Annotated in this window: 28 protein-coding genes, 2 tRNA genes and 1 pseudogene; 21 read left to right on the top strand and 10 right to left on the bottom strand. The window is 69.3% G+C overall.

Annotated features, from left to right (window positions below; genetic code table 11):
- Positions 1–40 precede the first annotated feature (40 nt).
- Positions 41–2,590, bottom strand: coding sequence for an aminopeptidase N (pepN, locus tag ACGFH9_RS26880; protein WP_393224469.1), 2,550 nt, complete (start codon positions 2,588–2,590; stop codon positions 41–43).
- Between the two features lie 223 nt (positions 2,591–2,813).
- Here pepN and ACGFH9_RS26875 point away from each other — a divergent pair, with 223 nt between their 5' ends.
- The 4 genes from ACGFH9_RS26875 to ACGFH9_RS26860 all read left to right on the top strand — a co-directional run bounded on the left by ACGFH9_RS26875 (position 2,814) and on the right by ACGFH9_RS26860 (position 6,012).
- Entirely contained in the window at positions 2,814–3,440 is a 627-nt protein-coding gene (locus tag ACGFH9_RS26875; protein WP_393224466.1) for a disulfide bond formation protein DsbA, read from the top strand.
- 181 nt (positions 3,441–3,621) lie between these two features.
- A complete protein-coding gene (locus ACGFH9_RS26870; protein WP_393224464.1) occupies positions 3,622–4,167 on the top strand; it encodes a hypothetical protein in 546 nt (181 codons plus the stop codon).
- 89 nt (positions 4,168–4,256) lie between these two features.
- Positions 4,257–5,456: a DUF1015 family protein gene (locus ACGFH9_RS26865; protein ID WP_355241597.1), complete on the top strand. Its 1,200-nt coding sequence runs from the start codon at positions 4,257–4,259 to the stop codon at positions 5,454–5,456.
- Positions 5,457–5,544: 88 nt separating this feature from the next.
- A complete protein-coding gene (locus ACGFH9_RS26860; protein WP_355241595.1) occupies positions 5,545–6,012 on the top strand; it encodes a ribose-5-phosphate isomerase in 468 nt (155 codons plus the stop codon).
- A 37-nt stretch (positions 6,013–6,049) separates the two neighbouring features.
- Here the strand turns inward: ACGFH9_RS26860 and ACGFH9_RS26855 are convergent, their stop codons facing one another.
- Entirely contained in the window at positions 6,050–6,394 is a 345-nt protein-coding gene (locus ACGFH9_RS26855; protein WP_393224461.1) for a hypothetical protein, read from the bottom strand.
- A gap of 196 nt (positions 6,395–6,590) precedes the next feature.
- Between ACGFH9_RS26855 and ACGFH9_RS26850 the strand changes: the two genes are divergently transcribed.
- Complete coding sequence (locus tag ACGFH9_RS26850; RefSeq protein ID WP_355241590.1) at positions 6,591–7,139, top strand: hypothetical protein; 549 nt, start codon at positions 6,591–6,593, stop codon at positions 7,137–7,139.
- Here the strand turns inward: ACGFH9_RS26850 and ACGFH9_RS26845 are convergent.
- A complete protein-coding gene (locus ACGFH9_RS26845; protein ID WP_393224458.1) occupies positions 7,120–8,394 on the bottom strand; it encodes a M14 family zinc carboxypeptidase in 1,275 nt (424 codons plus the stop codon). The two genes, ACGFH9_RS26850 and ACGFH9_RS26845, sit on opposite strands and share 20 nt — an antisense overlap.
- Before the next feature lie 74 nt (positions 8,395–8,468).
- On the opposite strand from ACGFH9_RS26845, the pseudogene ACGFH9_RS26840 reads away from it, so the two are divergent.
- Both ACGFH9_RS26840 and ACGFH9_RS26835 read left to right on the top strand, forming a co-directional pair.
- Positions 8,469–8,525, top strand: a pseudogene (locus ACGFH9_RS26840) (hypothetical protein); the annotation flags it as partial.
- Positions 8,526–8,552: 27 nt separating this feature from the next.
- On the top strand, positions 8,553–9,278 hold the full coding sequence (locus tag ACGFH9_RS26835; protein ID WP_393224456.1) for a hypothetical protein: 726 nt from the start codon (positions 8,553–8,555) through the stop codon (positions 9,276–9,278).
- A gap of 52 nt (positions 9,279–9,330) precedes the next feature.
- Here the strand turns inward: ACGFH9_RS26835 and ACGFH9_RS26830 are convergent, their stop codons facing one another.
- Complete coding sequence (locus ACGFH9_RS26830) at positions 9,331–9,570, bottom strand: winged helix-turn-helix transcriptional regulator (protein ID WP_393224454.1); 240 nt, start codon at positions 9,568–9,570, stop codon at positions 9,331–9,333.
- A 27-nt stretch (positions 9,571–9,597) separates the two neighbouring features.
- Between ACGFH9_RS26830 and ACGFH9_RS26825 the strand changes: the two genes are divergently transcribed.
- The 6 genes from ACGFH9_RS26825 (at position 9,598) to ACGFH9_RS26800 (ending at position 14,015) form a co-directional block, all read left to right on the top strand.
- Positions 9,598–9,765 (top strand): nitroreductase/quinone reductase family protein, encoded by a 168-nt coding sequence (locus ACGFH9_RS26825; protein WP_393224452.1) that lies wholly within the window; start codon positions 9,598–9,600, stop codon positions 9,763–9,765.
- Between the two features lie 371 nt (positions 9,766–10,136).
- On the top strand, positions 10,137–10,334 hold the full coding sequence (locus ACGFH9_RS26820) for a hypothetical protein (protein ID WP_393224451.1): 198 nt from the start codon (positions 10,137–10,139) through the stop codon (positions 10,332–10,334).
- Positions 10,331–10,735, top strand: a complete 405-nt coding sequence (locus ACGFH9_RS26815; RefSeq protein WP_151491620.1) for a type II toxin-antitoxin system VapC family toxin — start codon at positions 10,331–10,333, stop codon at positions 10,733–10,735. The genes ACGFH9_RS26820 and ACGFH9_RS26815 overlap by 4 nt, the downstream gene beginning before the upstream one ends.
- Before the next feature lie 206 nt (positions 10,736–10,941).
- On the top strand, positions 10,942–11,136 hold the full coding sequence (locus ACGFH9_RS26810) for a hypothetical protein (protein ID WP_393224448.1): 195 nt from the start codon (positions 10,942–10,944) through the stop codon (positions 11,134–11,136).
- Between the two features lie 412 nt (positions 11,137–11,548).
- Positions 11,549–12,085 carry a DUF4365 domain-containing protein gene (locus tag ACGFH9_RS26805; protein ID WP_393224446.1) on the top strand — a complete coding sequence of 179 codons (537 nt, stop codon included), beginning with the start codon at positions 11,549–11,551 and terminating at the stop codon, positions 12,083–12,085.
- 1,285 nt (positions 12,086–13,370) lie between these two features.
- Positions 13,371–14,015, top strand: a complete 645-nt coding sequence (locus ACGFH9_RS26800; protein ID WP_393224444.1) for a hypothetical protein — start codon at positions 13,371–13,373, stop codon at positions 14,013–14,015.
- A 541-nt stretch (positions 14,016–14,556) separates the two neighbouring features.
- Here the strand turns inward: ACGFH9_RS26800 and ACGFH9_RS26795 are convergent.
- From ACGFH9_RS26795 to ACGFH9_RS26785, 3 genes are all read right to left on the bottom strand, one after another.
- Positions 14,557–14,916 carry a hypothetical protein gene (locus ACGFH9_RS26795; protein ID WP_393224441.1) on the bottom strand — a complete coding sequence of 120 codons (360 nt, stop codon included), beginning with the start codon at positions 14,914–14,916 and terminating at the stop codon, positions 14,557–14,559.
- A gap of 63 nt (positions 14,917–14,979) precedes the next feature.
- Positions 14,980–15,525, bottom strand: a complete 546-nt coding sequence (locus ACGFH9_RS26790; RefSeq protein WP_393224438.1) for a GNAT family N-acetyltransferase — start codon at positions 15,523–15,525, stop codon at positions 14,980–14,982.
- 14 nt (positions 15,526–15,539) lie between these two features.
- Positions 15,540–16,850 (bottom strand): hypothetical protein, encoded by a 1,311-nt coding sequence (locus ACGFH9_RS26785; protein WP_393224435.1) that lies wholly within the window; start codon positions 16,848–16,850, stop codon positions 15,540–15,542.
- Between the two features lie 630 nt (positions 16,851–17,480).
- Here ACGFH9_RS26785 and ACGFH9_RS26780 point away from each other — a divergent pair.
- Positions 17,481–17,687: a hypothetical protein gene (locus ACGFH9_RS26780; protein WP_393224433.1), complete on the top strand. Its 207-nt coding sequence runs from the start codon at positions 17,481–17,483 to the stop codon at positions 17,685–17,687.
- Positions 17,688–17,919: 232 nt separating this feature from the next.
- On the opposite strand, the gene ACGFH9_RS26775 is transcribed toward ACGFH9_RS26780, so the two are convergent.
- Positions 17,920–17,993 (bottom strand) — tRNA-Gly (locus ACGFH9_RS26775).
- A gap of 309 nt (positions 17,994–18,302) precedes the next feature.
- Between ACGFH9_RS26775 and ACGFH9_RS26770 the strand changes: the two genes are divergently transcribed.
- The 5 genes from ACGFH9_RS26770 to clpX all read left to right on the top strand — a co-directional run bounded on the left by ACGFH9_RS26770 (position 18,303) and on the right by clpX (position 22,857).
- A tRNA-Pro gene (locus ACGFH9_RS26770) sits at positions 18,303–18,376 on the top strand.
- 118 nt (positions 18,377–18,494) lie between these two features.
- The gene (gene tig / locus ACGFH9_RS26765; RefSeq protein ID WP_393224430.1) at positions 18,495–19,841 is read left to right on the top strand and encodes a trigger factor; all 1,347 of its coding nucleotides are present in this window, start codon (positions 18,495–18,497) and stop codon (positions 19,839–19,841) included.
- A gap of 194 nt (positions 19,842–20,035) precedes the next feature.
- Positions 20,036–20,677 (top strand): ATP-dependent Clp protease proteolytic subunit, encoded by a 642-nt coding sequence (locus tag ACGFH9_RS26760; RefSeq protein ID WP_007464111.1) that lies wholly within the window; start codon positions 20,036–20,038, stop codon positions 20,675–20,677.
- A 10-nt stretch (positions 20,678–20,687) separates the two neighbouring features.
- Positions 20,688–21,350 carry an ATP-dependent Clp protease proteolytic subunit gene (locus ACGFH9_RS26755; protein ID WP_121652300.1) on the top strand — a complete coding sequence of 221 codons (663 nt, stop codon included), beginning with the start codon at positions 20,688–20,690 and terminating at the stop codon, positions 21,348–21,350.
- A 211-nt stretch (positions 21,351–21,561) separates the two neighbouring features.
- The gene (gene clpX, locus ACGFH9_RS26750; RefSeq protein ID WP_110567768.1) at positions 21,562–22,857 is read left to right on the top strand and encodes an ATP-dependent Clp protease ATP-binding subunit ClpX; all 1,296 of its coding nucleotides are present in this window, start codon (positions 21,562–21,564) and stop codon (positions 22,855–22,857) included.
- Positions 22,858–22,884: 27 nt separating this feature from the next.
- Here the strand turns inward: clpX and ACGFH9_RS26745 are convergent, their stop codons facing one another.
- Positions 22,885–23,505, bottom strand: coding sequence for a helix-turn-helix domain-containing protein (locus ACGFH9_RS26745; protein WP_393224426.1), 621 nt, complete (start codon positions 23,503–23,505; stop codon positions 22,885–22,887).
- A gap of 41 nt (positions 23,506–23,546) precedes the next feature.
- On the opposite strand from ACGFH9_RS26745, the gene ACGFH9_RS26740 reads away from it, so the two are divergent.
- Positions 23,547–24,380 (top strand): EamA family transporter, encoded by an 834-nt coding sequence (locus ACGFH9_RS26740; protein WP_393224423.1) that lies wholly within the window; start codon positions 23,547–23,549, stop codon positions 24,378–24,380.
- A 39-nt stretch (positions 24,381–24,419) separates the two neighbouring features.
- Positions 24,420–25,217, top strand: a complete 798-nt coding sequence (locus ACGFH9_RS26735; protein WP_393224421.1) for a carbon-nitrogen hydrolase family protein — start codon at positions 24,420–24,422, stop codon at positions 25,215–25,217.
- A gap of 2 nt (positions 25,218–25,219) precedes the next feature.
- On the opposite strand, the gene ACGFH9_RS26730 is transcribed toward ACGFH9_RS26735, so the two are convergent.
- Entirely contained in the window at positions 25,220–25,444 is a 225-nt protein-coding gene (locus ACGFH9_RS26730; RefSeq protein ID WP_355241557.1) for a hypothetical protein, read from the bottom strand.
- Positions 25,445–26,017: the final 573 nt, after the last annotated feature.

Raw genomic sequence — 26,017 nt, 5'->3', positions numbered from 1 at the left:
GGTTCCCACCCACGCCGGCCCGGGCCGCGTACTCCTGGTGTCAGCTCTGCTGGGCGTCCTTGGCGCGGGCCCTGATCGCCCGCGCCACGCCGTCGCGGCCCTCGGCGACCAGGCGACGCAGCGGACTCGGGTTGCCGTCCTCGGCCAGCCACGCGTCGGTGGCCGCCACCGTGTCGTCGTCCACCAGGTACGTCGGGTACGCCAGCTGGGCGAACTCCTGCGCCGGCTCGCTGTCCCGGGAGGCCCACACCTGGCCGACCGCCGCGAAGTACGCCTCCCGGTACGGGGCGACCAGCTCCACCTGCGCCGGGTGGGCCAGGCCCTGCAACAGCGCCCGGTGCCGCCAGTTCGGCAGTGCGTCCGGGCCGGTCAGCAGCGCCCACACGGCGGCCTTGTTCTCCGCCGTCGGCACCAGCGCGTGCGCGTACGCGGCCTCCCGCTCGCCGCTGGCCGTACGGTCGCCGGCCAGCTCCGCCTCGACCTCTGCCGCGCCGGCCGCGCCGTTGGCCACCAGCGCGCCGAGCACCGTCCAGCGCAGCTCGGTGTCCACGGTCAGCCCCTGGGGAGCGCCGGTGCCGTCCAGCCAGCCGCGCAACGTGGCCAGGTCCTCGTCGGAGCGGGCGGCCGAGGTGAACGCCCGGGCCCAGGCGAGCTGGAAGCCGCTGCCCGGCTCGGCGGCGGCGAGCGCGTCCTTGGCCGCACGGGCCAGCCCCGCCCAGCCGGTGGCCGCCCACGCCGGGTCGGCGTAGAGGGTCAGCGCGGTGGTGGCCTGGCGCAGGGTGGCGGTGACCAGGTTGATGTCGGTCTCGGCGGGCAGTCCGGCCAGCACCAGCGCCACGTAGTCGCGCGTCGCCAGCTCGGCGTCGCGGGTCATGTCCCACGCGGCCGTCCAGCACAGCGCGCGGGCCAGCGACGAGTCGAAGCCGCCGATGTGCTGCACCACGGTCGCCATCGACCGGTCGTCGAGGCGCAGCTTGGTGTAGCTCAGGTCGTCGTCGTTGAGCAGCAACACGTCCGCCGCCCGGACGCCCCGCAGCTCGGCGAGGTCGGTCCGCTCGCCGGTCACGTCCACCTCGTACCGCTCGCGGCGGACCAACTGGCCGTCGGCCAGGTCGTACAGGCCCACGCCGATCCGGTGCGTGCGCAGCGTCGGGTACGCCGTCGGCGCTTCCTGCCGGACGATCACCTGCTCGTACGTGCCGTCGGCGGCGATCGTCACCTCCGGACGCAGCGTGTTGACCTGCGCGGTCTCCAGCCACTGGGCCGCGAACTTGCGCAGCTCCCGGCCCGAAGCCGCCTCCAGCTCGGTGAGCAGGTCGTCGAAGGTGGCGTTGCCCCACGCGTGCTTGCCGAAGTACGCCCGCAGCCCGGCCACGAACGGCTCCTCACCCACGTACGCGACGAGCTGCTTGAGCACGCTCGCGCCCTTGGCGTAGGTGATCCCGTCGAAGTTGACCTCGACGGCCTCCATGTCCGGCATCTCGGTGTAGACCGGGTGGGTGGAGGAGAGCTGGTCCTGCCGGTAACCCCAGTTCTTGCGGATCGACAGGAACGTCGTCCAGGCCTCGGTGAACCGGGTGGCGTTGGTGTTGCACCAGTGGCTGGCCCACTCGGCGAACGACTCGTTCAGCCACAGGTCGTTCCACCAGCGCATGGTCACCAGGTCGCCGAACCACATGTGCGCCAGCTCGTGCAGGATCGTGTTGGCCCGCTGCTCGTACTCGAAGTCGGTGACCTGCGAGCGGTACAGGTAGTGCGACTCGGCGTGCGTCACGCAGCCGAAGTTCTCCATCGCGCCGGCGTTGAAGTCGGGCACCCAGAGCTGGTCGTACTTCGGCAGCGGGTACCGCACCCCGAACTTCTCGTGGAAGAAGTCGAAGCCCTGCTTGGTGATCAGGAACAGGTCGTCGGAGTCCAGGTAGCGCGACATCGACGCCCGGCAGAACACGCCCAGGTCGATGCCGTCGTGGGTGTCGCGCACCTCGTGGTACGGGCCGGCGCACAGTGCGGTGATGTACGTGCTCATCCGGGGCGACTCGGTGAAGTGGATCGTCTTGAGGTCCTCGCCGGCCGGCTCCTCGCGCTCCACCGGCATGTTGGACACGACCCGCCAGTGCGCGGGCACCGTCGCGTGCCAGGTGTAGACGCTCTTGAGGTCGGGCTGGTCGAAGCAGGCGAACACCCGCTGCGCGTCGGCCGTCTCGAACTGGCTGTAGAGGTACGTCTCGCCGTCGACCGGGTCGACAGTGCGGTGCAACCCCTGCCCGCTGTTGGAGAAGGCGAAGTCCGCGTCGACGACCAGGGTGTTCTCGCTGGCCAGCCCGGACAGGGCCAGGCCCTTCTCGGCCGACCAGTCGGACAGGTCCACCGGGTCGCCGTTCAACGTGGCGGACCGCACCGACTCGGCGGCCACCTCGATGAACGTGCTCGCCCCCGCTTCGCCGCAGCGGAACCGGACCTCGGTCGTCGACCGGAAGGTGCGGCCGTCGGCCGCCAGCACGGCGGTCGACAGGTCCAGACTGATGTCGTACCCGGTCACCTCGAGCAGGCGTGCCCGCTCCGTCGCCTCGACCTGCGTCAGGTTACGCACTCCCGGCACTGTTCGTCTCCATCCCACGTCTCGCCGTACGCCCGGCGGCGCCCGTCTGCCGACCGCTCGTGACGTCCGGCCCGGTCCGAGTCTTCCACGTGAGGCCAGCCATCGGTGGTCGAGGTCACGCTCTCCTTCGGGTGCCGGTCGGCGAGGCACGGAGAGAGGATTCTCGTGAGACGCCGGATCGCCGGCGCCGCTCCTGTCGCGAAGGGACCGCACCGTGTCCGAACGTGTCACCGCAGACATGTGGTTCGACCCGGCCTGCCCGTGGGCGTGGATCACGTCCCGCTGGCTGCTCGAGGTCGAGCAGATCCGGCACGTGGACATCCGCTTCCACGTGATGAGCCTGGCCGTGCTCAACGACGGCCGGGACCACCTGTCCGAGGACTACAAGAAATTCCTGAGCACCGCCTGGGGCCCGGTGCGGATCTGCATCGCCGCCGAACAGCGGTACGGCAACGAGGTCCTGCGCAAGCTCTACACGGCGCTCGGCACCCGGATCCACCTCGCCAAGCAGGAGCGTGGCCCGGAGCTGTACGTGGCCGCGTTGACCGAGGCCGGTCTCGACCCGGCGCTGGCCGCCGCCGCCGACAGCACCGAGTACGACGAGGCGCTGCGCGCCAGCCACGAGGCCGGCATGCGGCCGGTCGGCCAGGACGTGGGCACCCCGGTTATCCACGCGCCCGGTCCGGACGGCGCGCCTGTCGCCTTCTTCGGCCCGGTGATCACGCCCGCACCCAAGGGCGAGGCGGCCGGCCGCCTGTGGGACGGGGTGCTGCTGGTCGCCGGCATCCCCGGGTTCTACGAGCTCAAGCGCACCCGCGAGCAGGACCCGATCTTCGACTGAGTCCCGGCACACGCGCCCCCGTCCGGCCACTCGTTCGTGGGACCGGGCGGGGGCGCGGCGCGCCGGTGGCGGGTACGCCTCGCGGTCGTGGCGTCACCGGTGGGCGGGCGGCGTCGTTTCCCTCGGTGTCCGCCGCAGCGACCCGCAGGGCCGCACACCGCAGCTCGTGGAGGCAGTCCCGATGGCCAAGCACCGTGCGTCCGGTGACGATCAGTTGACCCGACAGGGGGTGATCGAGACTCCCGGCGCGGCGTACTGGTCGGTCGACGGCTCCCGCTGGCCGACAATCCGACCCGACCTTCCGGCCGACGTGGCGGATCTGCTCGCGCCGCCCATCGTGGTCGGCGTGGCCCGGGTGCCGGTGACCTCGCGCCTGACACCCGCGCGGGTCACGCCGGTGAGGCCCGCACCCGCACCCGCACCCGCGCCGGTGACGCCCGCTCCTGTCGCGGCGGCTCCGGAACTGGTCGAGGTGTCGGCCGCCACGCCGGCCGAGCCCGCCCCGCCCCCGCCGGCGCCGACCGCGCCGCGTCCCGTGCCGACCCCGCCGCTGAACCCGCGGCCCGTCCCGGCCCCGCCGCCGGAGCGTCCCGTGCCGGGGCCGCCCGCCACACCCCGCCGCAACGCGGTCGCCGGTCCCGTCGGGAACGGCCGGCGCGGCAACGCCGGACCGATCGTCGCCGGTCGACACCGCCGGCACAACGGCGCGTCCGGCCGCGCCGGCTGACCACACGTCGACGTCCCGGCACTTTCATCTGGTGGACGCCGCGCGGGTCCTCGTCGTCCGTGACGTCGCCGCCGGTAGCGTCACTGGGCATGACGGTCGTACATCCGATCGCCCGGGCCTGGATCACCACTGGCGGCACCGGCGCGCAGAACTACGACGAGTTCGCCGACGACGCGGAGATCACCGCGATCATCGAGGCGAACCCGCACAGTGCCCTCGGCATCGAGATGCCGCATCGTGCACCGGACAGCCTGGGGACGTCGTTCCTCGACGCGCTGCCGGCCTCGGTGGCCCGACTCGCCGAGGCCAAGGCCGACGGCAGCTACACCCCCGCCGAGCAGGTGGTCGTGCTGTACCGGATCAGCGCCCCGGGCGAGGAGACGGCGTACGGGCTGTTCGCGCTGGTGGACACCGACCAGATCTCCACCAGCGCCGACGAGCCGGGTCTCGTCATCCGCAACGAGGACGTGTTCATCGCCAAGGTGCGTGAGCGCGTCGCACTGGCCGAGGCGCTGGGCCACCTGCTCTCACCCGTACTCCTGCTGCAGACCGGAAGTGGCGACGAGCTGCACGCCGCGCTCGCGGCGGCGACCGACGCGGCCGGGGCGCCCGCCGCGACCGACACCGACCAGGCGGGCCGCACCCACGCCATCTGGCTGCTCGGTCCGGGCGCCGAGCAGGACGCGCTGACCGCGCTGGCGGGTGGCGGCGAGCTGGTCGTCGCCGACGGCAACCACCGCAGCCTGGCCGCCCAGACCGGCGGGTTGTCGCGCTTCCTGGCCGTGGTGACGACCCCCGCGTCGGTGGCCATCCAGCCGTACAACCGGCTGGTCAGCGAGCTGACCACCACGCCGGCCGAGCTGCTCGACCGGTTGCGCGCGGCGGGGGCCGAGGTCGAGCCGATCGACGGCCCGGTCGAGGTCCCGACGGCCGGCGGCACCGTCCACCTGCGGTTGGCCGACCAGGGGTACGCGGTGCGCCTGCCCGCCACCGCCGACGCCCGCCTGGAGAACCTGGACCACGCCCTGGTCGAGCGGCTGCTGCTGCGCGACGCCCTGGGTCTGGACCCGGGCGACAAGCGGATCACGTACGTCGGTGGGGACTACCCGGCGAGCTGGCTGACCGCCGAGGTCGACGCCGGGCGTGCCGAGCTGGCGATCCTCATCGCACCGGTGACCGTGGCGGACTTCGTCGCGGTGAACCTGGCCCGGGAGAAGATGCCCCGCAAGAGCACCTGGTTCACCCCGAAGGCGCGCGGCGGCCTGGTGGTCGCCGAGCTGCCGCGCTGACCGCGCACCCGCCCGACCGTGTGACGAACCCGCCTCTCCGATGCCGCCCCTGCGGCATCGGAGAGCGCGGCCTGACAGACTGCGCGGTATGCGCGTCTACCTGGGATCCGACCACGCCGGTTTCGAGTTGAAGGTGCACCTGGCCAACCACCTGGCCAAGCAGGGGTACGACGTGGTCGACGTCGGCCCGCACAGCTACGACCCGGACGACGACTACCCGACGTTCTGCCTGCACACCGGTGACCGGGTGGTCGCTGACGAGACCTCGCTCGGCGTGGTCATCGGCGGGTCCGGCAACGGCGAGCAGATCGCCGCGAACAAGGTCGCCGGGGTCCGTGCCGCGCTGGCCTGGAGCGTCGAGACGGCTCAGCTCGCCCGCCAGCACAACGACGCGAACGTCGTGGCGGTGGGCGCCCGTCAGCACACGTTGGACGAGGCCACGGGCATTGTCGAGGCGTTCCTGAACACGCCGTTCTCCGGAAACGAGCGGCATGCCCGCCGGATCATCCAGGTCGCCGAGTACGAGCTGACCCGGGAGCTGCCCGACCTGCCCTGACCGTGCCGGCGGCCCGCTCGCCGTTGGCCGCTCGCCGTCAGCGCGGCGGGCGGGGCAGGTCCTCGCGCGGCACCCAGTTGCGACGGACGACCACCACCCTTGCCTCGGCCTCGGCGAGGTCGTCGTCGCTCGGCCGGGCGGCGTCGCGGGCCCGCAGCGCCGCGCTCAGCCCCACCTGGGACGAGCCGGAGCCGACCAGCCCGCGTAGGCCTCGCTCGCCGTCGCGGTCGTCGCCGCCGACCCCTCGACGTCGCGGCGGCGGCGAATCCCCGCCGTCGTGGACGCCGGCGGTGCTGACCGCCGAGCCGTCGGCACTTCGCGCCGTCGCGTCGGAGTCGGAGTGGTGGCGCAGCCGTCGCCTGCGTCGGTCCGGGTCGCCCATCCGCCGACGGTACCTCCCCAAGCCATCAAGATCCGCGCAGGATCAGGGATGTTGCTGCCTCCCGAGCGTCGGAGGCAGCAACATCTGGGTAGTTGTGCGGATCTTGACCACCCGACCGCAGGCGGACCGACGATGTGCCGGCTGGCTACCCTCGAACCCGGGCGGTGGTGGCGCCGCCCGTCAGGGGGAGGACGAGATGGCAGACCAGACGCAGCCGTGGGCGGAGCGCACCGTGGAGGTCCCACCGCAGGCAGGCGTCGACGTGCCGGCGCAGCGGGACGGCTTCCGCCGCGGTGTGGCGCCGGTGGGTCAACCGCGTACTCCGCGGACCGAACCGTTTCCCGTGATCGAGGAGCCGACCGGTACGGGTTGGCCGGGCGAGCCCGCGCCGCGCCGTCCGCTGAGCTGGCGGCTGGCGCAGTTGCGTCGCGGCGGCGAGTGGAGCGCGGCGGCTGGCCTGTTCGCCTTCGTGTGCTGGGGGATCTGGGCGCTCTCCGGGGGTGGCAACCTGTCCGGCCCGTTGCTGGTGCTCGTGTTGAGCCTGCTGGTGGCGGTCGGCCTGTTCGCGCTGGCCCGGGCGGTCGGCCGCCTGGTGCTGGAGCGGCAGCTCGGGCGCGTCCGGCGCGGCGCGCGAGGCGCTCACCTGGCCACCGCGGTCTTCCTCGTCGGTCTCGGCGTGGCCTGGCTCCAGCAGACCGAGTGGGTCGTCTCGGCCTGGAACTGGATCACCTCGAACGTGTCCTGAGGTGTGCACGGGCGGGTCGGCTGACGCCGCCCGCCCGTGCACCCGGTCGTCTCCCCACCAGGCAGTGTCGCTGCTTACCCAGCCGGCCACGGTTCATCCGTCGCCGGCCGGTGCGTGTGCGTACCGGAAGGTTCCGGGGTGTCAGTGGCTGCCGCCGTGCCCCTCGGCGTCGGCCCGGGGAGAGGCGACGCGGGCCGCCGGGTCCTCGACGCCGGGCTCGCCGCCGTCCGGGGCGACCATCCCGTCGTAGTTTCGGCGGCGGTGTGGTCCCGGGCCACCCGGACCAGTTCGACAAGCCCGCCCGCGTACTCCTGGGCCTCGCCGTGCGCCTCGTCGAACGGCGGCTGGAAGCCGACGCCCTCCCACTCGCCGGTGGTCGGGTTCCAGCGGTCGTTGCCGACCTCGAAGTCCCAGGCGAAGATGCCCAGCTCGTAGTAGAGCTGGTCGGCCGAGTTGCCGGCCGCGGAGTAGAGCACGTCGGCGACCGGGCCGGTCTGCGACGGCCAGGTGACCGTGCCCGCTCCTGGGCGATGGCGCCGACGATCCGCCGGGCGCTGTCGAGGAACATCGTCGACTCGTCGATCGACGGCCGAGGCAGCGTGATCCGCCCGTCGGCCGCGAACCTGATGTTCGGGTGGGCCTTGGCCAGCGCGATGACGTTGCCACTCTCGGACTCGGACAGCTCGGCCGTACCCGCGTAGTTGCCCGAGAGGCAGTTCGCGCTGGCCCCGACATAGCCGTCGAAGTACGACCCGACGGTGTAGTTGCGGTTGACGTCGACGCCCCACGAGGTGCGGTACTTCGCGTCCCGGCCCGGCCCGGTGCAGTGGTTGACCAGGTTCTTGCGCTGGAAGTTGTAGTCGTTGAACGAGTAGTTCGCCCCGTCCGGGTTGACCGTCGGGATGACGAACACGTCGACCTGTTCCAGCAGCTCACGGGTGGCCGGGTCGGTGCGGGCATTCGCCAGCATCCGCTCGGCGAACTCCAGCGTCACCAGCGGCGTTGCCCACTCCCGGGTGTGTTCCTGGGAGTACGCCAGCACGCCGACCCGGGAGCCGTCGCGGTGCACACCGAGGCGCAGCGCCTGCACCGTCCACGGCTTGGCCGGCACCTCGGTGCCCTGGAGCCCGTCGTCGCGGCGGGATGGTCCGGCGACCGGCATCGGCAGACCCGTCGAGCCGTCCTCGACGGTGGCCCGGAACCGGTTCGCCTGCCGGGCGTTGATGGCCGCCGCGACCTCGTCGGTGGTGCTCACCGTCCTGCCGGCGGCGTCGGTGGCGAGCGTGACCGTGAGGACGCGGTCGCGGTAGCCGACGGTCAGCGGCGGGCATCAACGAGCGAGGGGTCGTCGTCGGGGCCACCCACGTCAACGCCACCGACCCTCCGCACGCCTTCCGGTACGACGGCGGCGTCATGACCGACCTCGGCACCTGGTACGGCGCGGGCAGCGGAAGCGCGGCGAACGACGTCAACGAGGACGGCGTGGTGGTCGGCAGCCGGTTCGAGAAGCAGGGCGCGCCGACCCGGGCGGTCGTCTGGCGTGACGGCAGGGTCGTCGACCTGGGCACGCTCGGCGGACAGGCGGGTCCCTGGGGCACGGACGGCATCGCCTACGGCGTGAACTCGTCCGGGCAGGTCGTGGGCGGCGCCGCCGTGCCGAGTGGCGGCCTGCACGCCTTCGTCTACAGCGGTGGCGCGCTGAGGGATCTCGGCACGCTGGGCGGCGTCACGGAGTCCACGTACGCCCGGGACATCAACGACCGGGGTCACGTCGTCGGTGTCTCGCAGAACACCGCCGGCCAGATGCACGAGACGCGCTGGCGCAACGGCACCATCCGCGACCTCGGGTCCCTCGGCGGCAACTACTCCGCGGCGCGGGCCGTGAACGAGGCCGGCCAGGTGGTCGGCATCGCCCGGACCAGCAGCCCCGACTTCTACAACGAGCGGGCGTTCCTCTGGCAGGGCGGCCGGATGGTCGACCTGAACACGCGGGTCCGGAACCTGCCACCGACGGTGACGCTGCGCTCCGCCGAGGACGTCAACGACGACGGTGTCATCGTGGGCCTCGCCTGCCCGATCGACTGTGCCGAAGGCGGCGACCGGGCCCGTCGGGCCTACCTGCTGGTGCCGACGAGCTGACCCGCGACAGGGGCGGCCGGCGCCTGTCGTGCCCGTGCGGGACGGGCGCCGGTCACCGCGTCGCTGTCCCGTTGTCGTACGACTCGCGGGCGTCGAGCAGCTCGTCCCAGTGCTGCGCCACCCAGGCGCAGGCGACCGCTATCGGTTCGAGCATGCTGCGGCCCACCGGCGTCAGCTCGTACTCGACGTGCGCGCTCGCTCCGGCGTGGACGGTGCGGGCGACCAGCCCGTCCCGTTCGAGGGAGCGCAGCGACTGGGTGAGGACCTTGGGTGTGACCCGGCGCAGCGGCACGCGCAGCTCGCCGACCCGTACGTCACCGTGCAGGTCGGTACGGAGACCTTTACCGCCCGGGCGCGCACCGCCACGCCGCGGGAGCGTCCGCGCCTGTGGCGTCTGATGGTGTCGGCCAGCTCGGAGTACGCCGCCTACCAGCAGCGGATCACCCGGGAGATTCCCGTGGTCGTCCTGGAACGCGTCGAAGACTGATCGACGACGCCTCGTGGCCGGCAGGCGGAATCGAACCGCACCGCCGGTCTGAAAGAGCGGGCGACGGGAATCGAACCCGCACCGTCAGTTTGGAAGATCGTTCTCGGCGGCCGTGATCTGCCTGGATCGCCTGGTCAGCGGCGGGGTCGGGGTGCCCGATCATGACCGCTGTCGACCCCTTCGGACACGGGTTACCGGCACGTGGCTGGCACGGCCGCGCGGTTGTCCGGCGGCGTACGGCTCCGCCCCCGGCTCCTCTGGCCGGGGGCGGCTTGCCGTGTCGTCGGCTCTCCGCGCGGCCGAATGCCGGTGGTGCCGGTGCTGACCGTGCGACAATGGGCGGCGGCGTGAGGTGCAGGAGGTGGGTCGTGATGTCGAGCAGCGCCGAGCGGATGCCCGAGTGGCCGACCGCTGAGCATGTGCCCGCCGAGGAGTTGGCCCGCCGGCAGGGTGTGCAGCCGGTCGCCTCCGTCGACGACCTGGCCCGACCGGGCCTGTTCGAGTCCGACGACGAGTTGGACGAGTTCCTCGCCGACCTGTACGCCTCTCGGCGGGCCAGCGCCGCGTGAGCCTGGTCGTCCTGGATACCGACGTCGCGTCGGCGATCCTGCGTGGTCGCCTGCCTGACCGACTTCGTGCCCGGCTGGCCGGCAAGACCTTGTGCATCACATTCGTCACGCTCGGCGAGCTGACCAAGTGGACCGCGCTGCGGAGCTGGGGGCCGCGCAAACTGGCTGACCTCGCGCAGTGGCGATCCGGCGTGGTGCTGCTGCCCTTCGACGAGGCGGTGGCGACGACCTGGGGGCAGCTCCAGGCGCGGGCGCAGCACCGGGGGCGGCCCCGGCCGACGAACGACTCCTGGATCGCGGCCTGCTGCCTGGTCGACCGGCTGCCGCTGGCAACGTTCAACGGCAAGGACTACGCCGACTTCGCCGAGTACGACGGCCTACGCCTCTTCGACGTCTCGTAGCACCAGGGCTGAGCCTGCGGCGACCCGATCGTCCGCTCCTGGCGGTCCTCGACCCGCCGAACCGGTATCCCCGGTGGCAAGCCGCGCAGCGGCGCGGCAGTCGATCGCCCCGACCTCGACGGCGGCCGACCACCCCGCGATCGTTCCCCGCTGGCGAGTACAGATCAGGACAGCGCTGGCGGCGAAGCTACCGGTAGGGTCCGCCGATGAACCCCGCTGCGAGGCACGTCTCTACCGTTCGCATCATCGGCAACCTGGCTCTGCTCGCCGGACTGCTGGTCTCCGTCATCACGCTGTCGAGCGACCCCGGGTCGGCCGAGCCGCACGTCCTGGCAGGCTTCCTCGTCGCCACCGGGATCGGGCTACGCATCGAAGCCGCGATCAGCTCACCTCGGGAGTGACGACCTGGAACCGGGAACTGCCCGCCGCGCCGGCCGATGCCGGCCGGAGGCCGCCAGCAGGCCGAGTGCGGCCGGCGGGCCGCGCTTGCGCGGCCCCTTGATCCTAAAGAGACTGTTTCGGCAGTACATGACCATCATCCGGCCGAGGAGAGCGTCGTTGGCCAGGTCGAGCGGACATCTCGTTTACAAGTTCTGGGCGCTGCGTCCGGCGGTGTTCATCCGCGTGTGCGACCTCGGGCAACTGTCCGCTTACAGCCGTCTGTGGCCGCGCATGTTCCGGCCGGTTGCTGTCACCGTGGCTGTCGACTTGGTCAGCCGCCGGCTCTCGCTGAGGACGTCGGCTCGATCAGTACTGTCTGTCGCAAACTCGACAGTCCTTCCAATTCGGCATGGTCAAGAACATCATGTTGGCATGGCTCTCACCGACAGCAGCTTCGATGAGACAGCCGGTAGCGCCCACTGGCTCCCTGAGAATCAGGTCAAGGCCCGATACGGGGTTACCTACGTGGCGGCCATCTGCAGCCAGGCGGGCGTGGGGTTCAAAGAGTGGCCACCAGATGAGGACTTCCTCGCCATCGATGCTGATGTCCGGCTGCGTCGCGGCTCTGTGTCCGTACAAGTCAAGTGCACATCACGTTTCAAGATCCGTGGCTATTCGGCATCTTGGCCGGCTGAGGTGTCATGGCGCCGGGCATGGTCGGAGTGCTACAACCCAGTGTACTTCGTCCTAGTGATAGTTGACTTGCCTGATCCTGCTGGATGGTTGATCCACACGGATGACGGAACGCACCATCGTGCGGCAGCGTTTTGGGCGCGCGTCGACAACATGTCAGACGTTGGTGATATCAAGATCCCCAAGGACCAGCGACTGACGACTGAGACCTTGTCCCAGTGGGCTGCTGATCTACGGGACTGCTACATCCCTGAACGCCGGGAGAGTGAGCGCTGATGGTTGCGGGCATGCCAACGGCGGAGCAGCTCCGGGCCTACATGCGTGCCTCGGGTTGGCGAGCCAACCCGCCAGGGCCGCTCGGATCCCTTTGGCACCGAGAGGGTTTCGAAATCGGCGTTCCTTCCTCCGACCGGGTCGACGCACTGCGAATGAGAGACATAGTCGAGCGCTTGGCACTTTACGAGGGTAGGTCAGTCCAGAAGGTTGCGGACAGTGCCAAATTTCTCTGGACAGACGTTACGTATTTACGTGCGGCGAAGGACTATAGGATTGGGGATAGCATCCCACTCGAAGCTGCTGCAACCATGGTCGGCTCAACACGTGTGATGCTTCGAGCGACCGGGACGACATCTTGGCGCGAGAGGGCTGAGATTAGGGGCAACTACGTCAGCCGCGGCGATGAAGTGGCGAAGTCGGCGTCCATGGCTCACACCCGCGAAGGCTCATTCGTTATCCCAATTCTTGTGCCACTCCCCGAGGTTCAAGAGCCCGAGACCCAGCAGCAACCGCTAGTTGAGTTGATCCGAAGTGCTCCTGAGCCCTTTGCCCGGCGGGTAACGAGAACATTCGCCATGTCACTACAAGCAATCCGGGAGCTAATCGTTCAGCCAGCGCGGGAGCCAACGCCATCCCAACTCCACGAAATAGTGCAGCGAGGCGTATCTAGGGAGTTTTGCTCGGCACTGGCACGGGTCTTAGCCGCGCCAGCCGTTGCTGAGTTTGAAGCTAGATTCGATTGGGCTGCGGCGCTGCAGGGTCCGAGCACGCTAAAGAGCGTGACGTTGGAAAGCAATGCTCATGATCTCGTTGATCTCGCGGCCGATAAACTGCGGGCAAGCCGCATAGAACCACACCAGACGTTCTCTGGAAAGATCGACCAACTTCGCCACGTTGAGGGCACGGATAGCGGAGACATCTGGGTGTCGACCGTTCGCCGGGGGCGACCCTGCGAGGTGCGTGTAACGCTTCCGATGCCTGTGTATACACAGGCCCTCCTGTGGCATGGCCAAGGACGTGCGGTGATAGTTGAAGGACAAGTCAAGACTGGAACTGACCGCCGCTTGTACGTAGATTTGCCTCAGCGGTGCCATCCGATGGACGAGATGTTCTTGGATCAGGGCTCCTACTCCGCGATTCCGAGCAACTGAAGGCGACGAGCCCGCGGTCCACCCTCTCGGCGTTATTGTATATGGCTAGGGCCTAGGGTTCAGGCCTACCAGGTGCGCTGACACCTGCCCGGAAGGCTATAGCGCTTCTGCGGACTCCAAGCTAACATTCCGCCATGGGCATCGACACAGCAGACGAGTGGGCATCTATTGCATCTGCCACAGTTGGGCTAGTCGCTCTAGTTGTCGTCGTGCTGAGCCTCCTCCAAGTGAGCAAGGGCCGAGTGAAGTTCGGTCCCGCATCGGTTGAGTTTGAGCGCGACGCAAAGGAGATCAGGGACCGGCTCCCTTTGCCTGAGGCTGACCCAGAAGACCGACAATATGCGCTGCAACGCGAATATCATTCACGAGGCTTGGCCCAATCTGGACAGAGTTTCTGGTTCAGCTTGATTGCGGCTGCGGTCGGTTTTATCGTCATCATCGCCGCCCTCGTTGCCGCAGCGCTAGACACTAATCAAGGCTTGCAGATTCCCGCGCTTCAAGTAGTCTCGGGGACGATCATCGAGGCTGTCTCGGTGCTCTTTTTCGTGCAATCAAACAAGGCTCGGGAGCTTATGACGAGCTTTTTCGACAAGCTTCGTGAGGATCGGAAATTCGAAGAGTCGCTCGTGATCGCGCGAGAAATGGAGGAAGGGATAACAAAGCAGCGACTACATGCTGTTTTGGCTCTTGCATTTTCCGGGTCAGTTGATAAAGAGTTCATTGCGATGGTTGTGGACGCTTCGGATCAAGAGCGTCACCACCCGCCAGCCAATGACTGAGGTGCTGGCTTGCCATCCCGTGTGCCGTCGACCCGCCCCTTGGGGAGCGGGCCGCCGCCCGGCCCGCCACGTCAAGACGGCCTTGACGCACGTTCGGACGCTGGCGGGCCGGGTGGTGGTCTGCTCGGCTCGCCCGGGTCGCCGGCTGGCGGGATGGCCCTGCGCAACCACCCACGGACCGCGACCCACCGACGGACCCCCGACCATCTCGGAGTCGTTGCGCCCCCGCCGGAGGCGCGGTAACCGCGACCAGCTCGCCGCTGCGACCGCCGCTCGGACCCGGCGTGCCCTTCCCTGCGCCGCGCCGACCGGGCGCGGCTCGGCCGGCTGCCGGCCCACCAACGTCAACCACCCTCGGCATCACCGTCAGCGGCGGCCCCTGGGCTTCCCGCTCTCCGCGCCAGCCGCCGGGCGTTCTGCGTGGCCGGAGTCGGAGCGCCAGCGGAGCGACGGACGCGCGCCCAGGCGGCGCGCGTGCGGCCCGTTCAGGGCCGCCTTGAAGACGTACAGAAACTTTGAACCACATCGCCGGCAGCCAGCCTTACCGGCACGCCTTTCGAAGTCGTTCAACCGCGACATAGATCTGTTGTTCGGGACCAGGTCGACTCGGCCGCCACTCAGCCAGCAGGGGCCGGATGGCGTCGACGACCTCGGCAAGCTCATCCTCGGTGCTTGGCTCGGGTACGGCGTCAAGCGCCGCGACTGCGTCCGATGTCGCCTGGTGCCGGTGGGCGTTCGTCGGTGTGTCCTGCCATGCGGGCGATTTGCGCCACTCCTGCACGCGCTGATGCACCTCGGCTGCGGCGGCTCGGATGACGGCCGCTTGTTGGCGAGGCGCGAGTTCGGCGTGGGCGTGAAGGTGGTCGTCGGGTTCGTGCGGCGGCGTGTCGGCGTCGCGCATGGCGGCGATCGTACCGGGTGCCAAGATCGGGACTGGTCGCCTGCGTGGCGAGCAACGGCGCGATCAGTCGGCGGTGGGGCTCCACTCTGGGGCGAGGATGGAGTAGAGCTGGGAGTCGCGCCAGGCACCGTTGGTGAAGACATGGTCGCGTAGGCGGCCCTCGTACTGCATGCCGATCCGTTTCGCGACGGTGATGGAGGCAGTGTTGTCGGGGCCGATGGCTGCGGTGATGCGGTGAAGCTTCAGCTCTCGGAAGCCGTAGTTGATGATGGTTCGGGCTGCGTCAGTGGCGTAGCCGTGGCCCCAGTGGTCGGCACCGATGGCGTAGCCGAGCTTGGCGGCCTGGTGGCCGGTGAGCCCGAGTCGGGCGAAGCCGATCATCCGGTCCGAGGTGTCAGTGACAGCTAGGTAGTACTCGGTACGCGGGTTGAGCTGTGCCCGGCTCACGGCCCCTTCGACCATGGCGACGGTGGCTGCCGGGTCGCGGCTGTCGAACGAGAGCCACTGGGTGACCCGGTCGTCACCAACGATCGCCGAAGCGTCGGCCGCGTCATCGGGTCGCAGTTCGCGGAGGGTGATGACGCGGCCGGGGATGGTGATCGGGTACATGTGCTGATGGTGCCTTATCGAGGGAGGGCGTTGGCAGGGGTGTGGGTGAAGTGCTCGATGCCGTCGATGAGGTCGCGGGCGTCGCTGGCGTGGCCAGTACGGGTGATGGCCTGGTGGACGCGGCGGACGGAGTGAATGACGCCGTTGATGCGCTGGTCGGCGGGAAATTCGAGGACGGGCGCGAGGGCGTCGGTGGCGGCGTCGAGTTCGCCATTGACTACCCGAGCAATCGCCAGGTTGGTGTGCGAGCCCGCCTGGTCCCCGAAGGCCCATGCGGGGTCATAGCGATCGGAGTACGCCTGAACTGCTTGCAGGGCGTAGCGCTCGGTGGCGTTGGCTTCGTTCGGCAGCCAGGCGAGAGCGTCGCTGGCGTAGTAGAGGGTCCGGGGCTGGTTGAAGGTGCAGATTCCGCCGATCTCGTCCATTTCGTCGGGGCGTACCCGGGACCACGTCTCCTCGGCCTCGGCGATGGCGGCTTTGGCCTGTTCCGCGTTACCGAGGGCGGCGTAGGCGCGGGCGGCGCTGACCGGCAGCCAGACGGCGGAGGTGCCGCCTGCTTGGGTGGCGTACTCCCGTCCGGCCTCGGCGTAGCGGACGGCTTCGGCGTACCGACCGGCCCAGTAGGCGACGAGTGATTGAAGCCCACGGAGCCAGGCTTGCAGCCCGGGGTGCCCGGACTGGTCGGCGCAGAGGACGGCGGTTCGGGCTTGCAGCATGGCCGAGTGCGGGTCGGCCATGTCGTGCGAGACCTTGGCGAGTAGGCCGCTCGTGATGCCGGCGAGGAAGTGCAGGTCACGCGATTGGGTCGGCTGCTGGCGGCGTTCGAGCAGCGTGAAGAGGGTGTCTTGCGTTTCGACCAGGTCCGGCAAGATCTGGCTGACCGGTCGCTGTGGGTAGGCCAGGGCGAGGCGCTGTACGTCCTCGGTGAGCTGGTCGATGGCCGCTGGGGAGGTGGCTTCGGCGGCGAGCATGGCGTACTGGCGGGCGCGTTGTGCGGCCATGGCGAGGAGGTTCCTTTCCGGGCCGGCGCCGGTGGGCTCGACGATGAGCTGTCGAGCCGGCGCGGGGGTCAACTGGTGGGATGCCCAGGGGCGCTGCAACTCGTCGACCGGCTTGCCGAACATGGCCTGCAACGCTCGCCGGGTCGCGGGTGTTGATGAAGCCAAGTCGCGTTCACCACGGGCCAGCCGCCCGAGGTGCCGCGCGCTGATCGCCGCGCGAGAATCCATGCGGGTGAACTCGTCGGCCAACTCCTCGTAGGTGCGGTCACTGCACTGGATCAGGTGCTCCAGAACGGTTCGAGGTTCACGGCGATCTCGGGCCATCGTCGACGCCTTCCTGATGGGCTTTCTCCACGCTCACCCGCGCGAGGTCCTCTACACAACACGGGTCCTCCGGGTGTCCGCCCGAGGTCCGTCAGAGGTGTTGTTTCGGTCCTCGATCGGTCTCTGCGTTCGGGTGTTCCATCTCCACCATGGACGTTTCACCCACCGCAATTGTGCATGTACTGGCCGCTGAGGTGCACGTGCCGATTCGGCACCGTGCCGCTCGTGCCCGTGCCCGTGCCGGTTCGGCTGCGGCCGAGGTGGGGAGCGATATCAGGGTTCTCCGGTGCGTGGGCGAGCGGCAGTCCGATCGGGCCTCGCACCACTTCTCACCGTCCACTGGCCCCTGCTTGGCGTGCGAGGGGCGGGGATGGAAGATGGCCAGCCCTCGGCGGTCCCTTCGTGCGCCGAGTGATCCGAACCGGCTGCAACGACGGGACTGCCCTGACTGCGCCGGCACCGGTGAGCGCCCACGAACGGCGGCCGTGTTCCTGGCGGTCGCGTCCTGAGCAGGGCACCGGGGCAGGTGCTGGCAGGCGATTCGCGGTGTCGGCCGTCGCCACAGCCCGCCTGCTTCGGTGCCCATCCATTGATCGAGGGCGGGCGGTGATGGTTCCCAAACCAGGCGACGTGCTGCACGTCGGCAACGATGCGTCCGTCCAGTTCAGCGGCGATCGCGCGCTGATCTTTCGAGTCATCAAGGTTTGCGACCGGCCGACGTACGAGGGCTGGGTCTGGCTGACCGGCTACTCGACCGATCGGGCGGGCAAGGCGGTCGATCGTCGAGAGATTTACGTCCAGCGTGCCGGCTTGCGGCTTATCGCTGCGGCGGCTTGAGCTTCCCCCGCTTTGATGGAGGGGTGTTTACCTGCTGCCGGTCGGTGCAGGGGTGACGCTATCTGGCTCGGTCTGGCTGGTGTGGTGGGAAGGCCGAGCGGCCGGCACGCGATCCCGCCTCGGACAGCACGGCCCGCGCTAATGGCACGCTACTGGCCCGCAAGATCAAAGAGGGCTGAGACGAGAACGGCCCAGGCGCGGCGGGTGTGCCGCTGACCTGGGCCGGAATCCGTGGAGCGGGCGACGGGAATCGAACCCGCACCGTCAGTTTGGAAGACTGAAGCTCTGCCATTGAGCTACGCCCGCGCTCGGCCCCGCCGTAACGGGGCGCGCCGACAGCGTACCCAATGCCGGTTCCGCACGCGCGACCGCGCCACCGCCCCCGCGGCGACGCGTCGTCCCCGACGCCGCGGCGGCCCTCCAATATCTGCACAACGTCACCGAAGGTGTGGCCTCAGTGCGTCGGGAGGCCACTGTTTTCCTCAAGTTGCGCGGATCTTGCGAGGCGAAGCGACATTCAGGGGGTGAAGTTGGGGCTTTCTGGAGGATCTGTCCGGGTGGGGGACGCCCCGGCACTGCCTGAGGCGCGGCGACGGCATAGACTGCACGTCGCCACGGGGTGTGGCGCAGCTTGGTAGCGCACTCGCTTTGGGAGCGAGGGGCCGTGGGTTCAAATCCCGCCACCCCGACTGTCGTTCGCGTCCGGGTCGCCCCGGGCGCTGCGAGCCGGACCCGCCGGCTCGCCTACACTCGATGGGCCAATCGAAGGCCCAGAATCAAAACCCAGATCCGTCAAGGAGTACGCCTGTGAAGAGCACCGTCGAGACTCTGAGCCCGACGCGCGTGCGGCTCGCCATCGAGGTGCCGTTCGTCGAGCTCGAGCCGAGCCTCAAGAAGGCGTACCGGGAGATCGGTTCGCAGGTCCAGGTCCCGGGCTTCCGCCGGGGCAAGGTGCCGACCGCGGTGATCGATCAGCGGGTGGGCCGGGGCACCGTCCTCAACGAGGCGGTCCAGGAGGCCATCCCGGGGAACATCATGGCCGCGGTACGCGAGCACGACCTGAAGACGCTGGGGCGTCCCGAGGTCGAGATCACCGAGTTCAACGACGGTGACTCGCTGAACTTCACCGCCGAGGTCGACGTCCGCCCGGAGATCACGCTGCCCGACGCCAGCACCATCGAGGTGACCGTCGACGAGCTGCAGATCGACGAGAGCGAGATCGACGAGCAGGTCAAGAACCTGCGTGAGCGGTTCGCCACCCTCAAGACCGTCGAGCGCGCCGCCGCCGAGGGCGACTACGTGCAGATCGACCTCAACGCCACCGTCGACGGCGTGGACGTGCCGGGCGGCCAGGCGAGCAACATCTCCCACGAGGTGGGCAGCAAGCAGCTCCTGCCGGGTCTGGACGAGGCCGTCGTCGGTCTCGCCGCCGGCGACAGCACCACCTTCACCACCCAGCTCGTGGGCGGCGACTTCGCCGGCCAGGACGCCGAGGTGGCGGTGACCGTGCGCACGGTCAAGGAGAAGGAGCTGCCGGAGCTGAACGACGAGTTCGCCCAGATGGCCAGCGAGTTCGACACGATCGACGAGCTGCGCGACGACCTGCGCGGCCGGGTCACCCAGGGCAAGCAGGTCGAGCAGATCTACGCCGCCCGGGACAAGGCGCTCGCGCAGCTGGTCGAGACCGCCGAGGTGCCCGCGCCGGAGGGTGTCGTGCGCGAGGAGGTCGCCAGCCGTAAGCAGGCCATGGTCGACCAGCTCGAACGGATCGGCGCCTCCCTGGAGGAATACCTCGCGGCCGAGGAGAAGACCGAGGAGCAGATCGACGCCGAGCTGACCGAGGCGGCGACCGAGGGCGTCAAGGTCCAGCTCCTGCTCGACACGCTGGCCGACGCGGAGGACGTGCAGGTCTCCGACGACGAGTTCGGGCACGAGATCGTGCACCGGGCGCAGCGCGCCGGGATGGCCCCGCAGCAGTACTACGACCAGCTGGTGCGCTCCGGCGCCGCCGCAGCGGTCTTCGGTGACGTGCGGCGCGGTAAGGCGCTCGCGGCAGTCATGGAGCGCATCTCGATCAAGGACGCGGCCGGTAACCCGGTCACCCTGGACGCGTTGCGCGCCGCCAACGAGGCCGAGCACAACCACGAGCACTGATCGTCGGGTGCGGCCGCCGTCCGCCGCTGCGCGGTGCACGGCGGCCACACCCGTTCCCGGGTACGCCCGGAAGCCCGCGCCGCGGGTGCGCCCGACGCGACTGCGCTGAGAGCGAACAGTGCCCCGACCGGGACTCTGCCGCCCCGCACAGCGGTTAGTGTCGGGAAAGACGGTACGGAGAGCGAAGGGCTGCCATGACCGACATGCACATCCCCAAGAAGTCGCTCCGGGCGATTGACGCGCGCGGTGGCGACTCCATTGGCAACCTCGACGACTCGGTCTACAACCGGTTGCTCAAGGAACGCATCATCTTCCTGGGCAGTGAGGTGACCGACCAGGTCGCCAACCGCATCTGCGCGCAGCTGCTGCTGCTCGCCGCGGAGGACCCGGACCGCGACATCAACCTGTGGATCAACTCGCCGGGTGGCTCGGTCTACTCGGGCATGGCGATCTACGACACCATGCAGTTCATCGACAACGACGTGTCGACCGTGGCGATGGGCATGGCTGCCTCGATGGGTCAGCTGCTGCTCTGCGCGGGCACCAAGGGCAAGCGTTACGCCCTGCCGCACGCCCGGATCATGATGCACCAGCCGTCCGGTGGTCTGGGCGGCACGGCGTCCGACATCGCCATCCAGGCGGAGCAGATGCTCTACACGAAGCGGATGTTCCAGGAGCGGGTCGCGCACCACACCGGCCAGAGCCAGTCGCAGATCGAGGCCGACTCGGACCGGGACCGTTGGTTCACCGCCCAGGAGGCCATGGACTACGGCTTCATCGACAAGGTGATCATCGGGGCCGCTCAGGTTCCGGATGGCGCCGGGACCCTGAGCTGAGGAGCTGACGATGACCGATCTGAGCCTGCCGCCCCAGTTCGCGGCCGTGCACAACCGCTACGTTCTGCCGTCGTTCGTCGAGCGCACGTCGTACGGGGTCAAGGAGTCGAACCCGTACAACAAGCTCTTCGAGGACCGGATCATCTTCCTCGGTGTGCAGGTGGACGACGCGTCGGCCAACGACGTGATGGCCCAGCTGCTCACGCTGGAGGGCACCGACCCGGACCGCGACATCATCATGTACATCAACTCGCCGGGTGGTTCGTTCACCGCCATGACGGCGATCTACGACACGATGCAGTACGTCCGTCCGGACATCTCGACGGTCTGCCTCGGGCAGGCCGCCAGCGCGGCGGCGGTGCTGCTCTCGGCGGGTACTCCGGGTAAGCGGATGGCCCTGCCGAACTCGCGGATCATCATCCACCAGCCGGCCACCGAGGGCGGCTACGGGCAGGGCTCGGACATCGAGATCCAGGCCCGGGAGATCCTGCGGATGCGTACGCAGTTGGAGGACATGCTGTCCCGCCACTGCAACCGCCCGATCGAGCAGGTTCGCAAGGACATCGACCGTGACAAGATCATGACGGCCGAGGAGTCCAAGGAGTACGGGCTGGTGGACACGATTCTGACCAGCCGCAAGAAGGGTCTGCTGGCTGCCAACGCGGCCAGCTGAGTCAGTACCGGGTCAGGGGTTGGCCGGGGCGTTGGTTCCCGGCCGACCTCTGACACACCCGTTTTGGGGGTCGGAGAATGCCCCGCCAGCGGGTAACGTCGGGTCCGTACCGCTTCGCCGGTCGGGCCGGTGGGGCGAACCAAACCGGGCGGCGCGCAGCGTCCGCAGGTCAGGGCCGGGTCTCCGGCCGACGAGTGCAGGGAGAACGTAGGTGGCACGGATCGGTGACGGCGGCGACCTACTGAAATGCTCCTTCTGCGGTAAGTCGCAGAAGCAGGTGAAGAAGCTCATCGCGGGCCCTGGGGTCTACATCTGCGACGAGTGCATCGATCTCTGTAACGAGATCATCGAAGAGGAGCTGGCCGAGTCCGGCGAGGTGAAGTGGGAAGAGCTTCCCAAGCCGATGGAGATCTGCCAGTTCCTCGACAACTACGTCGTCGGGCAGGATCAGGCCAAGAAGGCGCTCGCCGTAGCGGTCTACAACCACTACAAGCGCATCCAGGCCGAGGCGGCCGGCGCGCCGGGCTCCGGTAGTGACGCCGTCGAGTTGGCCAAGTCCAACATCCTGCTGCTCGGCCCCACGGGGTGCGGCAAGACCCACCTTGCGCAGACGCTCGCCCGGATGTTGAACGTCCCGTTCGCCATCGCCGACGCCACGGCGCTGACCGAGGCGGGCTACGTGGGCGAGGACGTGGAGAACATCCTCCTCAAGCTGATCCAGGCCGCCGACTACGACATCAAGCGCGCCGAGACCGGCATCATCTACATCGACGAGGTCGACAAGATCGCCCGTAAGTCGGAGAACCCGTCGATCACCCGCGACGTCTCCGGCGAGGGTGTGCAGCAGGCTCTGCTCAAGATGCTCGAGGGCACTGTCGCCAACGTGCCGCCCCAGGGCGGTCGCAAGCACCCGCACCAGGAGTTCATCCAGATCGACACCACGAACGTGCTGTTCATCTGCGGTGGCGCGTTCGCCGGCCTCGACCAGATCATCGAGTCCCGCACCGGGCAGGGCGGCACCGGCTTCGGCGCCCGGCTGCGGTCGGTCTCCGAGCGGTCGACCGACGACATCTTCAGTCAGGTCATGCCGGAGGACATGCTCAAGTTCGGGCTCATCCCCGAGTTCGTCGGCCGGCTGCCGGTCATCACCAACGTGCGCAGCCTGGACCGCAGCGCCCTGGTGCGCATCCTCACCGAGCCGCGCAACGCCCTGGTCCGGCAGTACCAGCGTCTGTTCGAGTTGGACGGTGTCGAGCTGGAGTTCGACGAGCCGGCGCTGGAGGCCATCGCCGACCAGGCGATGCTGCGGGGCACGGGTGCCCGTGGCCTGCGCGCCATCATCGAGGAGGTCCTGCTCTCCGCGATGTACGAGGTGCCGAGCAACCCCGACGCCGCTCGGGTGCTGATCACCCGCGAGGTCGTCCTGGAGAACGTCAACCCGACGATCGTTCCGCGCGAGTTCACCGGGCGTCGGGCCCGGCGGGACCGCGAGGAGAAGTCGGCCTGAATCTCCCCGCGTCATGCCGGCCGTTCGTCACTGACGCGGCCGGCGTGACCGTTTTCGGCGGTCCCACTCGCCCGACGGCGTGACCGTCACCATGATCAGTCGAGCGGGTTCCTCGGCGTCGTTGCGGTAGCCGTGCTCCCGGTCGGCATGGAACTCGATCGTGTCACCGGCCCGTACGGTGTGGTCCTGCCCGTCGACCCGGACGATCACCGTCCCGCTGAGGACGTGCAGGACCTCGCGGGTGCCGCGGGGGTGGTCGGAGGACCGGTGTCCGTCTCCGGGTTCCATCCCCCAGTCCCACAGCTCGACGAGGTCGGGTTCGCCCAACCCGCTGAGTAGGCGGGCACGGCCGCCGTGCTCGCCCTGCCACAGCACGGGCGCCTCGTCCGTGGAGCTGATCCTCACCGTCTGCTCCTCGTCGGGCTCGACCAGCCGGGCGATGTTGACACCGAACGCGTCGGCGACCCGGCACAGTGTGCCGACGCTCGGGTTGGTGCGCGCGCCCTCGATCTGCACGAGCATCCCCTTGCTCACCCCGGAACGGCCGGCCAACTCCTCGAAGGACCAGCCCCGGGCGGCGCGTAGCTCGCGTACCTGCCGGGCCACTGCGGCCGTCACCGCGCCCACCCGGCCACCTGCGTCGGTCATCAGACTATCCTTTGCGGTCACTATTGTGGTACGACAGTTGGATGTTCTCCATTCTCCTGGCAGCGCTGTCCGCAGTCGCGTTCGGCACGGCCGACTTCTCCGGCGGCAAGGCGTCCCGGCGCGCCGACCCGATCGCGGTGACCGTGGTCTCCCAACTGTTGAGCGTCCCGCTGCTGGTCGTACTCGTGCTGGTGGTGCCGGGGTCACCGACGGGTACCGACATCGCCTGGGGGTTGCTCGCGGGGGTGGCGGGAGCGGGCGGGATCGTTCTGCTCTACCGGGCGCTCGCTGGCGGGATGATGGCAGTGGTGGCACCGGTCACCGCGATCACCGCGGCGGTGGTGCCAATCGTCGCGGGCCTGTTCACCTCCACGTTCCCCGGCGCTCTGGCGCTCACCGGCGCCGGCCTCGCGGTGGTCGCGATCGCCCTGGTCAGCCTCGGCGAGGGGGGCGGCCGACCCACGGTTCCCGCTCGGACGGTGGGGCTCGCTCTCGCGGCTGGCGCGCTCTTCGGCGTGTTCTTCACACTGCTCGGTCAGGCCAGCGAGGGCGCGGGCATGTGGCCCGTGGCGGCGGTACGGACCAGCTCGATCGCCTTCGGCCTGCTCCTCGCCGCCCGCACCGGTGTGCGACTGCGGCTCGGACGGCGGGTGCTGGGCTGGGCGGCCGCCGCCGGGCTGCTCGACAGCACCGCCAACGCCCTCTTCATGGCCGCCGCTGCCCGGGGCCACCTCAGCATCGTCGCGGCGGTCGCCGCGCTCTACCCCGCCAGCACGGTACTGCTCGCCCTGGCCGTCGACCGGGAACGACTGCGCCCGGTCCAGGTCGCCGGCCTCGGGTTCGCGGCGGGTGCTCTCGTACTGGCCAGCATCTGACGCTGTCCACACCAGCCCGTCCGGTCGTACTCTGGGCTCATGCGCGTCGCCGTCTGCCAGCTGAACGCCCGGGACGACCGCAAGGCCAACCTGGCCGCCGCGGAGGTGCTGCTGGAACGCGCCGCCGACGGCGGCGCGGACCTTGCCGTCCTTCCCGAGTACGTCGACTATCTCGGCCCTGCGGACGGTCTGCCCGACCCGGAGCCGGTCGACGGCGAGGTGGGCAGCTTCTTCGCGGGCGTCGCACAGCGGCTGGGCATGTGGGTGCTGGCGGGGTCGTTCCACGAGGCCGGCCCGGACGCGGCGCACACCTGGAACACGTCGCTGGTCTTCGACCGTGCCGGCAACCTGGCCGCGAGCTATCGCAAAATCCACCTGTACGACGTGGAGATCCCCGGCCGCGTGTCCTACCGGGAGTCCGAGACGGTCGCGCCCGGTGTCCAACCCGTCGTGGTGAGCGTGGAGGGTCTCCGGGTCGGGCTGTCGATCTGCTACGACCTGCGCTTTCCCGAGTTGTACCGTCGCCTCGCCACCGAGGGCGGCGCCCAACTCCTGGTGGTGCCCGCGGCGTTCATGATGCACACCGGGCGGGACCACTGGGAGGTTCTCCTGCGGGCCCGGGCCATCGAGAACCAGTGCTTCGTGGCAGCGGCCGGTCAGACCGGTGACCACGAGCCGGGCCGCACCTGCTTCGGGCGCAGCATGGTGGTCGACCCGTGGGGCACGGTCCTGACCCAACTGCCCGACGGACCGGGGGTGGCTGTGGCCGACCTGGACCTCGACCGGCTCGCCGTCGTCCGGGCGGAGCTGCCGAGCCTCGCCAACCGCCGGCTCTGAACTCAGCCCTCCAGGAGCACGCCGATCGTGGCAAGGCCGGCGATGACTGCGGCGGTGACCAGCAGGGCGGTGGTCATCCGGGACCTGCCGCGGCGGGCCAGCCGTCCCACCGAGAAGACCAGGACCACCAGTACGACCGCGCCGATCACCAGCTGCCAGAACGGCAGGAGAACGCCGAGCAGTGCTTCCTCGGCGAACACCGCGGTATCCAGCCCGGACTCATCCATGACTGACACTCTGGCACGCCGACGCGCGCCGCGTCGCCGACCACGATGGTGACCGCGCCGATCGACTCGGTCAAACCAGTGATGAACCCTGATTTGCCTTCTCCGGGCCGTCCGCGTAACTTTCTCTCTGCACGGGGGAGGCCGGACAAACCGGCTGAGAACGGGCTCCGGGCTCGTGGCGGCAACGCCGAGCGAGGCCGGGATCGGGCGGTGCGAAACACCTCGGAGACGGGGTTGCGGACGCGAAGCCGACCGGGTAGAGTTTTGAGGCCGGCAGGAGCCGGGCGGAGAGTCGCGAAGCGGCGATCGGCCGGTCTGCGGTTTCCCACGACAGTAACGACCGCCGGTATACGGCGTGCGTCATCGTGGGTCCGGACGAACCAAATTGATCACCTCAAATACGAGGTTGACAACGAAAGTTCGACCAAGTAGGTTTGAGCGGTTGCCCCGAAAGGGGGTTCCACGGATGTGGAGCTTCTGATCGGTGTGTGGTTGTTCTTTGAGAACTCAACAGGGTGCTTGTAAAGCCAGTGCCAATTATGATTTATACCCCGGACTGGCAGCCTGCTTTTG

It is taken from the genome of Micromonospora sp. NPDC049102 (assembly GCF_043197485.1).
GTDB lineage: Bacteria > Actinomycetota > Actinomycetes > Mycobacteriales > Micromonosporaceae > Micromonospora.
Note: the sequence above shows the minus strand (reverse complement) of the source record. Positions and strands in the feature narration are given on the sequence as shown.